Here is a 13,527-nt window from a genome sequence, read left to right as displayed (position 1 = left end):
AACTGGTAATAGCCAAAAAAATGGCACACATTGTAACCCTAAATTCCCCTTCCAGAGAAGATTGGTTGCAGCAACTTGCTGATGTTGTCACTGATCCTCATGAATTACTGCAACTTTTAGCGCTCGACCATCATCTGGATCTGGCTGCTGGCAGTGACGCACGCCGACTTTTTGCGCTGCGCGTGCCGCGCGCCTTTATCCAGCGGATGAAAAAAGGCGATGCACGGGACCCGCTCCTGCTACAGGTACTGACCAGCCGTCAGGAGTTTATCGACGCGCCAGGTTATAGCACCGATCCACTCGATGAACAAAATAGCGTGGTGCCGGGATTACTGCACAAATATAACAATCGTGCCTTGCTGTTGGTCAAAGGCGGCTGCGCCGTGAACTGCCGTTACTGCTTTCGCCGTCATTTTCCTTACCAGGATAATCAGGGCAACAAGCGTAACTGGCAGGCCGCGCTGGATTATATTGCCGCTCATCCGGAACTGGATGAGATTATCTTTTCCGGCGGCGATCCCTTAATGGCAAAAGATCATGAGCTGGCCTGGCTCATTGACGCGCTGGCCGCTATCCCGCATCTGAAACGGCTACGTATTCACAGCCGACTGCCGGTGGTGATTCCGGACCGCATCACGGCAACGCTGTGTCAGATACTGGCTGAGACGCGGCTTCAGGTATTGATGGTAACCCATATCAACCACGCCCGTGAGATTGATGAGGCACTCTGCGATGCCATGCTGCGCCTGAAAGGTGCTGGCGTTACGCTGCTTAATCAGAGCGTGCTGCTGCGCGGCGTGAATGATGAGGCGCAAACCCTGGCGGCGCTGAGCAATGCGCTGTTCAATGCCGGCATTCTGCCCTACTACCTGCATGTGCTGGACAAGGTGCAGGGCGCGGCACATTTCTATGTTTCCGATGAGGAAGCCCGCGCGCTGATGCGCGGCCTGTTGCCCTTAGTCTCCGGTTATCTGGTGCCTAAGCTGGCACGAGAAATCGGCGGCGAGCCGAGCAAAACGCCGCTGGATTTACAGCTTCGTCAGGAATAAAAACGCGGTCGCCTGGGCGGTCAATCATGCATGCTCATGGCCGCCCGGACAGACCACGCGTCCGGCATCCGCTGGCACCTCACAGGCCATCAATACGGCGACAACACATCAGCCATAAAAAAACGACCGGCTCGCAGGCCGGTCGTCTCAAAAAACTCTGCTTATTCAGCGGACAATCAGTTAGGGCACTTATAAACCTGGCCAGTCATTTTGCTGTCGAGTGGCGCAAAGGCTGACAGCAGATTTTGTGTCGGGCTGGTCGCACCATAAATGACATTGCCGCCCATCTCTGCTGCACGGTTACGCAGGTCGTTAGCTGCACCACGCAGTGCGCTGGTTTCACCACCGGCTCCGCTTAACCAGTTACTTTGCGAGCCGGTCAGGCTACCCAGAAGCTGACATTGTTTGCCAGGTTGCTGGTCGGTAAAGGTGACGCGCTGACCAGCAGAAGTCAGGTCGGTAGAGCTGCTGCAGCCTGTAAGCAATAACGCACCAGCCGTAAGACCGAGCAAGAGGTTAATACGCATTATAATCCCCATTTATTATCATCAGTGTCGGATGGCAGCGTAGCAGAAAAACACGCATTTTTTCTGAACATTCATTGCCCTAATCCGTGCCAACGTCACCGTTGCGCCACTACTTATACCTTTTCCTCAGCAAAAGAAAAACCCCCGACCGTTTCCGATCGGGGGTTCTTATGACGCAAGCGTCAGGGCAATTACATCATGCCGCCCATACCGCCCATGCCACCCATACCGCCAGCGCCTGCACCTAAGTCTGGTGCATCGCCTTTCGGCAGGTCAGTGACCATACATTCGGTGGTGATCATCAGGCCAGCAACCGACGCCGCGTACTGCAGAGCAGAGCGAGTCACTTTGGTTGGGTCCAGAATACCGAAGTCGATCATGTTGCCGTATTCTTCAGTCTGCGCGTTATAACCGTAGTTACCGTCGCCTGCTTTCACGTTGTTTGCTACAACAGAAGGCTCTTCGCCGGCGTTAGATACGATTTGACGCAGTGGTGACTCCATTGCGCGCAGCGCAACTTTGATACCCACGTTCTGGTCTTCGTTCTGACCACGCAGCTCGGTCAGCAGTGCTGCAACGCGAACCAGCGCCACACCACCACCCGCAACCACACCTTCTTCTACCGCAGCACGGGTTGCGTGCAGGGCATCTTCAACGCGGGCTTTTTTCTCTTTCATTTCAACTTCAGTTGCTGCGCCCACTTTCAGTACGGCAACACCGCCTGCCAGTTTCGCGACGCGCTCCTGCAGTTTTTCTTTGTCGTAGTCAGACGTGGCTTCTTCGATCTGCTGACGAATCTGGGTTACGCGGCCCTGAATAGTAGCCTCTTCACCTACGCCATCAATGATGGTGGTGGTGTCTTTGTTGATCACCACACGCTTCGCCTGACCCAGATCTTCCAGGGCTGCTTTCTCCAGTTCCATACCGATCTCTTCAGAGATAACGGTACCACCGGTCAGGATAGCGATATCCTGCAGCATGGCTTTACGACGGTCGCCGAAGCCAGGCGCTTTAACCGCAGCCACTTTCACGATACCGCGCATGGTGTTAACCACCAGGGTCGCCAGCGCTTCGCCTTCGACGTCTTCCGCGATGATCAGCAGAGGTTTACCGGCTTTCGCAACGGCTTCCAGCACTGGCAGCATTTCACGGATGTTAGAAATTTTCTTGTCAGCCAGCAGGATGAACGGTGATTCCAGCTCAATTGCGCCCGTCTCTGGCTTGTTGATGAAGTAAGGAGACAGGTAGCCGCGATCGAACTGCATACCTTCAACCACGTCCAGCTCGTCTTGCAGACCGGTGCCTTCTTCAACGGTGATAACGCCTTCTTTGCCCACTTTTTCCATTGCCTGAGCAATCAGTGTACCCACGGTTTCATCGGAGTTCGCAGAGATGGTACCAACCTGAGCAATGGCTTTAGAGTCTGAGCAAGGCACAGACAGTTTTTTCAGTTCTTCAACCGCAGCGATAACCGCCTGGTCGATACCGCGCTTCAGATCCATCGGGTTCATGCCCGCCGCAACGGCTTTCAGGCCTTCGGTGATGATGGACTGCGCCAGAACGGTTGCAGTGGTGGTACCGTCGCCCGCAGCGTCGTTCGCTTTAGAGGCCACTTCTTTCACCATCTGTGCGCCCATGTTTTCGAACTTGTCTTCCAGCTCGATTTCACGCGCAACAGAGACACCATCTTTAGTGATGGTCGGTGCACCAAAAGATTTATCCAGAACCACGTTACGGCCTTTCGGGCCCAGGGTAACTTTTACTGCATCTGCCAGTACGTTCACGCCACGCAACATTTTTACGCGTGCGTCATTACCGAATTTTACGTCTTTAGCTGCCATTTCAAATTTCCCTTAAATTCGTTTCGTTCAGTGAATTACGCGTAAAACTTACGCTTCAACAATCGCCAGAATGTCGCTTTCAGAGATGATCAGGACTTCTTCGTTGTCGATTTTTTCAGTTTTGGCACCGTAGCCTTCGCTGAAGATCACTACGTCACCAACTTGTACGTCCAGCGGCTTCACTTCGCCACTTTCAAGGATACGGCCTTTGCCCACAGCCAGAACTTCACCACGAGTGGATTTGCCTGCTGCAGAACCGGTCAGCACAATGCCACCCGCTGACTTAGCTTCAACTTCTTTACGCTTCACGATGACACGATCGTGTAATGGACGAATTTTCATTTGATAGCTCTCCTTTGAGAAGTCCAATCATTCATTTTTGGGTTGAATACCGGGCTGTGTGGCTTCCGGCCTCGTGACCAGAGAGATAGGGCCGCGACCTGACACTTTCAAGGGGGCAACCCACAAATTTTTTTAGTCTGATGGCACAACTGGCGACTTTTTAGACAAACCAGGCGAACTGGCTAAAAGACAAACAAAAAGCGCGACCTGAGGTCGCGCCTGAGAGGCAGAGATTAACGATCTTTAGGATCGTCATGATGTTCAAGACGATCGCTGTCTTTGCGTTCGAACTCGCCGTCCATCGTGTAACCACTGTCCGGGCCTGCGCCGGGTCCACGCCAGACGCGCAGATGCGGCATCAATTTTAACGTCAGGTGTTTCTGCACCGGCGGCAGTAACAGCAGCAAGCCCAGCAGGTCGGTAAAGAAACCTGGCAGCAGCAGCAGGAAACCGGCAATGATCAGCGAAACGCTTTTCACCATTTCCTGCGCCGGGCTTTCGTTACGCGCCAGCTTCTCCTGCATCAGCATAAAGTTTTTCATGCCCTGGTTTTTAACCAAAGACACGCCAATGCATGAGGTGAAAACCACCAGCAGCATAGTGAGCAGCACGCCGAGGACGTGTGCAACCTGAATGAAAAGCGAGATCTCAATCCAGGCCAGTACGAAAAAGATCACTAACGGTAACCAGCGCACCGGATTCTCCTGTGAGTCAGGCTGCCCGGTTGATCGCCCGGCAGCGTGTAAATTCATGATGACAAGATACAGAGATGGTCATTAAGGCCGCCCATTTCAACCACATCAGGCAAATTTTTGCTTCAGGGTTAAATTTGTGAGCGATTTCACATATTGTTAACGTAACGATGCCAGTAAGGTGATCTCTGTTCGCGCTTTTGGGCTGGGTCAGAATAGGATCGTGCTCACCCGCCTGAATACGGATAAAATAGCGGTTCTGGCGCTTCCCCACAAAACAAACACATCATCTGCGATGGTTAGCAGTGACAACAAGAAGGTTATCATGGCGAACAACATTCGTATCGAAGAAGACCTGTTAGGCATGCGCGAAGTTCCGGCGGATGCTTATTATGGCGTTCATACTTTGCGTGCGATTGAGAACTTTTACATCAGCAACAGCAAAATCAGCGATATTCCTGAGTTTGTTCGCGGCATGGTGATGGTGAAAAAAGCGGCGGCAATGGCTAACAAAGAGCTACAAACCCTGCCGCGGGATATCGCCAACATCATTATTCAGGCCTGCGATGAAGTGCTGGACAAAGGTCGCTGCATGGACCAGTTTCCGGTCGATGTGTATCAGGGCGGTGCGGGCACCTCGGTGAATATGAATACCAATGAGGTGCTGGCGAATATTGGCCTGGAGCTAATGGGGCATCAGAAAGGCGAATACCAGTACCTGAATCCAAACGATCACGTTAATAAATGTCAGTCTACCAATGATGCTTACCCGACCGGCTTTCGCATCGCGGTTTACAGCTCCCTGTTGAAACTGCTCGACGGCATCAGTCAGTTAGCCAAGGGCTTCCAGCGTAAAGCTGACGAATTCCAGACCATCTTAAAAATGGGCCGAACGCAGTTACAGGATGCCGTTCCTATGACGCTCGGCCAGGAATTCCACGCCTTTAGCGTGCTGCTCAATGAAGAGACCAAGAGCATTTTGCGTACCGGCGAGCTGCTTCTGGAGGTTAACCTGGGGGCGACCGCCATCGGTACACGCCTGAATACGCCAGATGGCTACCAACAGTTAGCCGTGCAGAAACTGGCAGAGGTCAGTAACCTGGCGGTGGTGCCAGCGGAAGATCTGATAGAGGCTACCTCCGACTGCGGTGCCTACGTTATGGTGCACTCGTCCCTGAAGCGCCTGGCGGTAAAACTCTCTAAAATCTGTAATGACCTGCGCCTGCTCTCTTCTGGCCCGCGCGCCGGACTCAATGAAATCAACCTCCCGGAGCTGCAGGCCGGTTCCTCTATCATGCCTGCCAAAGTGAATCCGGTCGTGCCTGAGGTGGTGAACCAGGTGTGCTTTAAAGTGATCGGCAACGATACAACGGTCACGATGGCCTCCGAAGCCGGCCAGCTGCAGCTTAACGTGATGGAGCCGGTGATTGGCCAGGCGCTGTTTGAATCGGTCAGCATCCTGACCAACGCCTGTTACAACCTGCTGGAAAAATGCATCAACGGCATCACGGCCAACAAAGCGGTCTGTGAAGCCTACGTGTTTAACTCCATTGGTATTGTCACCTACCTGAACCCGTACATTGGTCACCATAATGGCGACATCGTCGGCAAAATTTGCGCCGAAACCGGTAAAAGCGTGCGCGAGGTGGTTCTGGAGCGCGGCTTGCTTACCGAAAGCGAGCTGGACGATATTTTCTCCGTGCAGAACCTGATGTATCCGGTTTACAAAGCCAAACGTTATACCGATGAAAACGAACAATAAGGCTTAATTGCACTTACTGATGTAAAAGGCACATCGTAATCAAAACGATGTGCCTTTTTGTTTGTTAAAAGGATGAGTTTGCTCGTCGACTCATCACAATTTCGGGAGTGGCACATGTTCTTGGTTGAGCTGTTTATCGTCTTGCTGGCGATTTGGCTGGGCGCGCGCCTTGGCGGTATCGGCATTGGGTTTGCCGGCGGCATGGGCGTGCTGATCCTGACGCTGGGTTTTGGTATGAAGCCGGGGGTTATCCCCTTTGATGTGATCGAAATTATCATGGCCGTCATCGCCGCGATTGCAGCCATGCAGGTGGCGGGCGGGATGGATTATCTGGTCAGCCTTGCCGAGCGGTTACTGCGCCGTCATCCCCGTTATGTCACTTTTCTTGCGCCACTGGTGACCTATATGATGACGCTGCTGGCTGGCACCGGTCACACTGCATTCTCCACCTTACCCGTCATTGCCGAAGTGGCGAAAGAACAAGGCGTCCGCCCTTCCCGGCCTTTATCAATTGCGGTTGTCGCCTCTCAGGTCGCGATTACCGCCTCCCCCATTTCCGCTGCGGTGGTGTTCTTTGCCACGCTGCTGGAACCGCGCGGGGTGAGCTATATCATGCTGCTGGCGATTGCCATTCCGGCCACCATGGTTGGGCTGTTTCTTGCCGCCCTGGTGACCAACTTCCTGGGTAAAGAGCTGAAAGATGATGAGGTCTATCAGGCGCGACTGGCTAAAGGCGAAGTGACGCTGCGCGGTGCCACGGTTTATCAGGCTAAGCCCGGGGCCAAAAAATCGGTCCTGCTCTTTCTGGTCGGTATTGCCGCCGTGGTGATTTACGCCACCGCCACCAGCGAAAGCGTCCACCTGATCGCTAACCCGCCGCTGCCGCGCAATGAGGCGATCGTCGTGTTTATGCTCACCATTGCTACGCTGATCAGTCTGACCTGCAAAATTGATACCGGTGCTATCCTCAGCGCCAGCACCTTCAAGTCCGGCATGAGTGCCTGTATCTGTGTGATGGGCGTAGCCTGGCTGGGCGATACCTTTGTGAAAGCCCATCTGACAGATATTCAAATGCTGGCGGGCGACACGCTAAAAACCTACCCATGGATGCTGGCGCTGGTGCTGTTCTTCTCTTCCATGCTGCTCTATTCGCAGGCGGCCACCGCAAAAGCCCTGCTGCCCGCCGCGTTAGCGCTTGGCGTGACACCGCTGACGGCTATCGCCTCTTTTGCCGCCGTTTCTGCGCTGTTTGTCTTACCCACCTATCCCACGCTGTTAGCCGCTGTCGAGATGGATGATACCGGTTCGACCCGAATCGGTAAGTTTGTGTTCAATCATGCCTTTATTATTCCGGGCGTGCTGGCTATCACCTTGTCCGTCATGTGTGGCTTTATCTTTGGTGGGCTATTGCTGTAATCACAGCGGCGCGGTGAACGTGCTACTATCGGCGTTATTTCCAGGAGATTCCTCATGATGAACGCCGTAGTCATCCTCTGTACTGCCCCGGATCAGGCCTGTGCGCAACAGTTGGCAACCCTGGCGCTTCAGGCCAGGTTAGCCGCCTGTGTCACCCTCTTACCCGGTGCGACCTCCTGTTACATCTGGCAGGGCCAACTGGAGCAGACCAGCGAAGTTCAGATGTTACTCAAATGCGACACTGCGCATCAGCAGGCCCTGATCGACCTGCTCAAGCACGCGCATCCTTACGATGTACCAGAGCTGCTGGTACTGCCGGTTCAACATGGAGACAGTGAATACTTGTCATGGCTGCACGCATCTCTCGCTTAATCACCCTGGTCCTGGCGCTGTTTATCTGCCTGCAGGCGCAGGCTGACCTGTTTGCCCCAAAAACCACCAGCCGCTTTCTGCCCGTTGATCAGGCTTTTGCCTTTGATTTCGATCAGCACGACTCGCATCTTAATCTGCACTGGAAAGTCAAAGAGGGCTATTACCTTTATCGCCAGCAAATCAAGGTCGTCCCCCATGATGCCCGCATTGCGCCCTTAGCCCTGCCCGTGGGCCAGCCGCATGAAGACGAATTTTTTGGCAAAAGCGAGATTTATCCCCAGGATCTGAGCGTGCCCGTCATGCTGCAGCAGGCGGCGCAAGGGGCGACCCTCAGCGTGACTTATCAAGGCTGTGCCGCCGCAGGCTTCTGTTATCCACCCGAAACCCGCAGCATTCCCCTTTCGCCGGTAGCTGCCACCGCCAGTGCGCCAGCCGTTAAGTCTGTAAGCGCCAGTAGTCCTTTGCCCTTTTCACCCCTGTGGGCGCTGCTGATTGGTATCGGCGTTGCCTTTACGCCGTGCGTATTGCCGATGTATCCACTGATCTCTGGCATCATCCTTGGCGGTAAGCGTCACTATTCGCTGGGCAGGCTGTTTGCACTGGCCATGGTCTATGTGCAGGGGATGGCACTCACTTATACCGTGCTGGGTGTGATCGTGGCGGCGGCTGGCCTGCGTTTTCAGGCGGCCTTACAGCATCCTTATGTGCTTATCAGCTTATCGGTACTGTTTATTCTGTTAGCCCTGTCGATGTTTGGCCTTTTCTCGCTACAGCTCCCCGCCAGCGTACAAACCCGCCTGACACTGTGGAGCAACCGTCAGCAGGGCGGCTCACTGCCGGGCGTTTTCCTGATGGGCGCGCTGGCAGGCTTAATCTGTTCGCCCTGCACCACCGCGCCACTCAGCGCCATTCTGCTGTATATCGCCCAGAGCGGTAATCTACTGGCCGGTGCTGGCACCCTGTGGCTGTATGCTGTCGGTATGGGATTACCGCTGATCGCCGTGACGCTGTTTGGTAATCGCTTCCTCCCCAAAAGCGGCCCCTGGATGCAGACCATCAAAGAAGGGTTTGGCTTTGTCATTCTCGCGCTGCCGATCTTCCTGTTGGAGCGGATACTCGGCGATCTGTGGGGCATGCGTTTGTGGAGCCTGCTGGGCGTGGCGTTCTTTGCGTGGGCATTCAGTGCCAGCTTACGCGCCAGCGGCGGTAAATGGCGCGTGGTACAAATTATTATGCTGGCCGCCGCGCTGATCAGCGCCCGCCCGTTGCAGGACTGGGCTTTCGGCAGCGGCGCGCCGCAGCAAAACATCGCACACCTTCCCTTTCAGTCTGTTCAAACCGTTGAACAGGTAGACCAGGCCCTGCAGCAAGCCCAGGGGCGCATCACCATGGTGGATCTCTATGCGGACTGGTGCGTGGCCTGTAAAGAGTTTGAGAAATACACCTTTAGCGACAGCGCGGTTCGTGACAGTCTGAACAATGTGCAGCTGTTGCAGGCTAACGTCACGGCGAACACAACCACCGATAATGCGCTGTTGCAGCACCTGAACGTGCTAGGGTTACCCACGATTCTGTTCTTTGATGCGCAAGGAAAAGAGATCCCGGGATCGCGTATCACCGGCTTCCTGAAGGCAGATGATTTTCGTGCGCATTTGCAGAAATTGCGTGAGTAAACAAAACTGGAACCAGGACCCAGTCTGTTGATCAAAACAGGCCTGAATACCAGAGGAAAACGATTTGCAACGTGAACAGATACTCGACCATGCATTAAACGTACTTGAGCAAAATGGTCTGGCGGCCACGTCATCGCTGAAAATCCTGGCCGATGATATGCAGCTCAGCCTGACGCAGCTTGAGCAATTCTGGCCCGATCGTGACGCGCTGCTCTACGATGCATTGCAGTTTCACGCCCAGCAGATTGCACAGTGGCGTCATGACATTTTGCAGAATGACGCCCTGCGCCCGGACCAGAAGCTGATGGCACGCTATGAAGGATTAAACGAGCAGGTCAGCAAGGGCCGCTTTCCAGGCTGCCTGTTTATCGCCGCCTGCAGTTTTTATCCTCAGCCCGACCAGCCCATTCATCAACTGGCAGAAAAGCAGAAGCGCGCCTCATGGCAATTTACGCATAGCATCTTAACCTCGCTTGGCCTGGATAACCCCAGTATGGTTGCCGATCAAATGGAGCTGATCCTCGAAGGCTGCCTGAGCAAACTGCTGGTTAAACGTAATGTGCAGGACGTTGATGTGGCTAAACGCCTGGCGGAAGACGTATTGAGCATCGCTCTCTGCCGCAAAAACGGCGCGCTGGCCTGAGTTTTTGCGTCTTTGACTGAAATTCAGGCAATCAGTCACGTTTTACGTGGTTTTTTTATCAAAGCCGTTGACGGCCTGCGGCCTTTACGGTTTAATGCGCCCCGTTGCCCGAATAGCTCAGTCGGTAGAGCAGGGGATTGAAAATCCCCGTGTCCCTGGTTCGATTCCGGGTTCGGGCACCACTCTTCAGAGCCTGTTCGTTAAGAGATGAGATCCTTAACGGGCAAGACAGAGATCCCTTTTCGTCATCGTGCAGGATGAGTCGCATTCGTTCTACACTTGAAGATTATGGGATTAAGAATCCGGATGATGCTGTAACATCATCCGGATTTCTCACATCCCGAGTATTTCAATTACAGGTTTTTACCTTTTCACAAGGTTTGTGTCAACGATCTGTAAATGAAACAGCGCTAATTTTTCCTCCTCTGATATCAAGCCGTTAGAAATTTGACTTAGGCTTAGAGCATAAATGCGCTTTCCAGATTTCTTCGAAGATGATCCATATTCGCTTCAACATATTCCAGAGTGACCGCAACACTTGAATGCCCCAGCAACATTTTCACGTCATTCAGGCTGCGTTCCGGTGTTTTCATCAGGTCTGTAGCGATGGTATGCCTGAAACGGTGCGGGCTGATATCACATTGACACTCGCGTGAAAGCCGCCTGAAAAACGCCCGCATTGGGGGATGATCCATGTTACCGCCTATGACGGTTTTCTTTTTTAAACGACTGAAACGGTTGATATTAAACAGTTGATCCTTCGGCCTTGCGCCCATTTGTTTAGCCTGACGGTACAGATCTTCAAGGCGAGGCCTCAGCTTGTCCGTGACAGGCACCCGGTGTTCACGATGATTTTTTGAGCCTTCAGGTCTCAGCTCAATAACACCCTGTTTCAGATCCACATCGCACAGCCTTATATGCAGCAGCTGGTTTTGACGCATGCCCGTAAACTTTAACGTTTCAATCACTGTCATCCAGAACCATGCGGGTTCAAGCGCGTTCGGCCGGGGATCATGAATACCGATCTGCTCCTGTTCAATTTTTCGATGCATTACGAGATCAATTTTCTTCATTTGTTCCCGGGTAAGCGTTTTCTTTCGTTTACGGTCTGGCTTAACGACCACGCCATTGAACGGATTGTCCCGGGCAGTAACGAGAGAGTGCGTTATAGCGTGGTTAAACAGCGCTCTCATATGTGCAACTTTATTATTCCAAGTCCGTTTACTGCAGTTTTTTTCGTTCAAAACGTGACGTCGCCATTTAAGAACATCAAGGCGACATATACTTTCAGGCAATATTTTACCTTCACTGAATTCTGTGAAAGTTTTTACAACCTTTCTGTAGCTCCATTCACTGGCTGGACGGAGAACCTTACTGAAAAAATAGTCGTTCAGAATGTCATCGAAGGTCGTTTTTTCAGACATGGTAACCTCGTATTTTATTAACCCTGTAATTACTCTTTTTTGGGAAAGAGCCATTTGCTGTCTGAAAGACAGCTTCCTTTCTTTAAAATAATGTCAGACTTAATCATGTAGCCCGACAGTTTGGTGAACTGACCGCTTTTATCAGGCGAGTCATATTTATGGTAGGAGTAAAGACCCTTACCATTTCGTGAGTGATGAAGGCCCAGTGATTCAAAGTTTTTCTGCAGCTGGTTTTTTTCGTATTTATTATCTGGCTGCGAGGAAATAAACCGGAAAAACACATCGGGCGATACCATAAAAATAAAACCGGACAGTACATGCAGAAGACTGTCGGACTCATTAACGGTAACTTTTCCTGACTCCACGCTCTCCCGCAGCCAGTCCAGAAAAACGGTGCCCTCAGAGGGTTCACTGTCGCCCGCCGGCTTACCGTCTTCCGTTTGCTCCTGCTTCGTTAACTCAGCAGTTTGTCCGGCAGATAAAACGGGGGCTTCCCCTTTAGCCATCAGGTCCAGTAAGGAAAGTAAATCCACTCCCTGTTTAATTTCTGAATCTTCCTTTTCATTTTCATCGTCTGAACCATACTCAGTCGCTTCGCGCCCGCCGATTGCAGACTGCAGCGCGGAGCTCAGTACCGGTAACTCAGTTTCTTCTGTTCCGGGAGCGGTCTGCTCTCCGGCTGCCTGTGAGGCAGTATACGTTGCCGCTTCGCTTTCAATTGGCTCTGAAACATTTGCTGAAATGATGTGACTCGACAAAAGGACAGGTGCGTTATCTGCTAATTTTGGGGAATTATCAGCATGTTGCATTTCCGGTGCCTGGTTTACAGAAGGCGTGCCAGTAATATCTGAAAGACCACCTGTTTCCAGAGCAGCCCCCTCCCGCGCCTGCATGATGATGCTGTAAAGCACTCCGGCACCGGCACGCTGACCCGACAGAAACTGAAGAAGACAGCGTGACGCTTCCGGCCACTGGTGAAGCCAGAGCATGCCGGTCTCCGGCAGCAGCTTTGCCGCCATGTACTGACCTGTCAGGGCCTGAGCCCGGGCATTCTTTGCATTTGCAGGCCGGACCCGCCACGGGCTGTCCGGCTTGTGCAGCCCCGGATACCAGATTTTTCCGGACTGCGTCGCGCCTTCCACCTGCGTCAGCCAGGGCAGATGATGAAACAGGCCTGCCCAGAATACCGCGCAGACCCAGCCCGGTGCCTGTGCCGACTGCTCTTCAGGTCTGGCGCCAGGCGGCAGCATCATTCCCCTGACGAGCCTGACCGCCCGGACGGCCACGCCGAGGCTCAGGTCACCAAATCCCCCCGGTGACGAATAGGCACCCTTCCATGCGGCCGGGCAATCCTGCACACGCTCAAGCATCGTCTGCGCAGGCATCAGCCACCATTCCCCGGTAACGGACTGTGAAAGCGGGCTGTTATCCGCCAGCATTCTGACAAGCCTGCGGCGCTCCTCCGTCTGGATGAGCATGCTGCCCTCCATAACCGGGCGAAACGCCACCTCTCTGACGACCGTACCCGCCGGCTGCCCTGAATGCCTGTTGTTTCCCCGCCCCGTCAGCCACTTCATCACCCGTTCCATCGACACCCGCTCTTTATCTGAAATGAAGTAACGCTAAGAGACGGGGCGACATTTGCAACGTTAAACCTGGATTCAGCGCAGAGAGAAATTCTGCTTGCGTTAATTTTCAGGAACGGATTCAGGATTCACGGCGGACGGTTTTAACGTCCCGTGCTTTTCTTGCAAAACCTTCCCTTAATTAAACTGAACACACTCAT

General features: G+C 53.2%; 12 protein-coding genes and 1 tRNA gene. 7 read left to right on the top strand and 6 right to left on the bottom strand.

Annotated elements, in window-relative coordinates:
• The first annotated feature begins 20 nt into the window (after positions 1-20).
• A complete protein-coding gene (gene epmB / locus FBY13_RS02980) occupies positions 21-1,049 on the top strand; it encodes an EF-P beta-lysylation protein EpmB (RefSeq protein WP_145393448.1) in 1,029 nt (342 codons plus the stop codon).
• Positions 1,050-1,225: 176 nt separating this feature from the next.
• Here epmB and FBY13_RS02975 read toward each other — a convergent pair whose 3' ends face one another.
• The 4 genes from FBY13_RS02975 to FBY13_RS02960 form a co-directional block, all read right to left on the bottom strand.
• Positions 1,226-1,576: a DUF4156 domain-containing protein gene (locus tag FBY13_RS02975; RefSeq protein WP_063878116.1), complete on the bottom strand. Its 351-nt coding sequence runs from the start codon at positions 1,574-1,576 to the stop codon at positions 1,226-1,228.
• 191 nt (positions 1,577-1,767) lie between these two features.
• The gene (gene groL, locus FBY13_RS02970; RefSeq protein ID WP_063878115.1) at positions 1,768-3,417 is read right to left on the bottom strand and encodes a chaperonin GroEL; all 1,650 of its coding nucleotides are present in this window, start codon (positions 3,415-3,417) and stop codon (positions 1,768-1,770) included.
• A gap of 48 nt (positions 3,418-3,465) precedes the next feature.
• Positions 3,466-3,759: a co-chaperone GroES gene (locus FBY13_RS02965; RefSeq protein WP_014606761.1), complete on the bottom strand. Its 294-nt coding sequence runs from the start codon at positions 3,757-3,759 to the stop codon at positions 3,466-3,468.
• Between the two features lie 233 nt (positions 3,760-3,992).
• Entirely contained in the window at positions 3,993-4,454 is a 462-nt protein-coding gene (locus FBY13_RS02960) for an FxsA family protein (protein ID WP_096011453.1), read from the bottom strand.
• 322 nt (positions 4,455-4,776) lie between these two features.
• Here FBY13_RS02960 and aspA point away from each other — a divergent pair, with 322 nt between their 5' ends.
• The 6 genes from aspA (at position 4,777) to FBY13_RS02930 (ending at position 10,499) form a co-directional block, all read left to right on the top strand.
• On the top strand, positions 4,777-6,213 hold the full coding sequence (aspA, locus tag FBY13_RS02955; protein ID WP_145393447.1) for an aspartate ammonia-lyase: 1,437 nt from the start codon (positions 4,777-4,779) through the stop codon (positions 6,211-6,213).
• A gap of 114 nt (positions 6,214-6,327) precedes the next feature.
• Positions 6,328-7,629 carry an anaerobic C4-dicarboxylate transporter gene (locus FBY13_RS02950; protein ID WP_145393446.1) on the top strand — a complete coding sequence of 434 codons (1,302 nt, stop codon included), beginning with the start codon at positions 6,328-6,330 and terminating at the stop codon, positions 7,627-7,629.
• Between the two features lie 57 nt (positions 7,630-7,686).
• The gene (gene cutA / locus FBY13_RS02945; protein ID WP_063881082.1) at positions 7,687-8,001 is read left to right on the top strand and encodes a divalent cation tolerance protein CutA; all 315 of its coding nucleotides are present in this window, start codon (positions 7,687-7,689) and stop codon (positions 7,999-8,001) included.
• Complete coding sequence (locus tag FBY13_RS02940; RefSeq protein ID WP_145393445.1) at positions 7,977-9,674, top strand: protein-disulfide reductase DsbD; 1,698 nt, start codon at positions 7,977-7,979, stop codon at positions 9,672-9,674. Before cutA ends, FBY13_RS02940 begins: the two co-directional genes overlap by 25 nt.
• A gap of 64 nt (positions 9,675-9,738) precedes the next feature.
• Positions 9,739-10,317: a transcriptional regulator gene (locus tag FBY13_RS02935; RefSeq protein WP_063878111.1), complete on the top strand. Its 579-nt coding sequence runs from the start codon at positions 9,739-9,741 to the stop codon at positions 10,315-10,317.
• Between the two features lie 106 nt (positions 10,318-10,423).
• A tRNA-Phe gene (locus tag FBY13_RS02930) sits at positions 10,424-10,499 on the top strand.
• A gap of 276 nt (positions 10,500-10,775) precedes the next feature.
• Here FBY13_RS02930 and FBY13_RS02925 read toward each other — a convergent pair.
• Both FBY13_RS02925 and FBY13_RS02920 read right to left on the bottom strand, forming a co-directional pair.
• Positions 10,776-11,741, bottom strand: coding sequence for a site-specific integrase (locus FBY13_RS02925; RefSeq protein WP_145393444.1), 966 nt, complete (start codon positions 11,739-11,741; stop codon positions 10,776-10,778).
• A 29-nt stretch (positions 11,742-11,770) separates the two neighbouring features.
• On the bottom strand, positions 11,771-13,330 hold the full coding sequence (locus FBY13_RS02920) for a TraI domain-containing protein (protein WP_145393661.1): 1,560 nt from the start codon (positions 13,328-13,330) through the stop codon (positions 11,771-11,773).
• Between the last annotated feature and the right edge of the window lie 197 nt (positions 13,331-13,527).

Source organism: Pantoea sp. SJZ147, assembly GCF_007828605.1.
Lineage (GTDB): Bacteria > Pseudomonadota > Gammaproteobacteria > Enterobacterales > Enterobacteriaceae > Pantoea > Pantoea allii.
Note: the sequence above shows the minus strand (reverse complement) of the source record. Positions and strands in the feature narration are given on the sequence as shown.

What these genes read in the sequence shown, in the direction of transcription:
- epmB (WP_145393448.1), top strand. Translation starts at nt 21, where the DNA reads ATGGCACACATTGTAACCCTAAATTCCCCTTCCAGAGAAGATTGGTTG.
- FBY13_RS02975 (WP_063878116.1), bottom strand. Translation starts at nt 1,576, where the DNA reads ATGCGTATTAACCTCTTGCTCGGTCTTACGGCTGGTGCGTTATTGCTT.
- groL (WP_063878115.1), bottom strand. Translation starts at nt 3,417, where the DNA reads ATGGCAGCTAAAGACGTAAAATTCGGTAATGACGCACGCGTAAAAATG.
- FBY13_RS02965 (WP_014606761.1), bottom strand. Translation starts at nt 3,759, where the DNA reads ATGAAAATTCGTCCATTACACGATCGTGTCATCGTGAAGCGTAAAGAA.
- aspA (WP_145393447.1), top strand. Translation starts at nt 4,777, where the DNA reads ATGGCGAACAACATTCGTATCGAAGAAGACCTGTTAGGCATGCGCGAA.
- FBY13_RS02950 (WP_145393446.1), top strand. Translation starts at nt 6,328, where the DNA reads ATGTTCTTGGTTGAGCTGTTTATCGTCTTGCTGGCGATTTGGCTGGGC.
- cutA (WP_063881082.1), top strand. Translation starts at nt 7,687, where the DNA reads ATGAACGCCGTAGTCATCCTCTGTACTGCCCCGGATCAGGCCTGTGCG.
- FBY13_RS02940 (WP_145393445.1), top strand. Translation starts at nt 7,977, where the DNA reads ATGGCTGCACGCATCTCTCGCTTAATCACCCTGGTCCTGGCGCTGTTT.
- FBY13_RS02925 (WP_145393444.1), bottom strand. Translation starts at nt 11,741, where the DNA reads ATGTCTGAAAAAACGACCTTCGATGACATTCTGAACGACTATTTTTTC.
- FBY13_RS02920 (WP_145393661.1), bottom strand. Translation starts at nt 13,330, where the DNA reads ATGGAACGGGTGATGAAGTGGCTGACGGGGCGGGGAAACAACAGGCAT.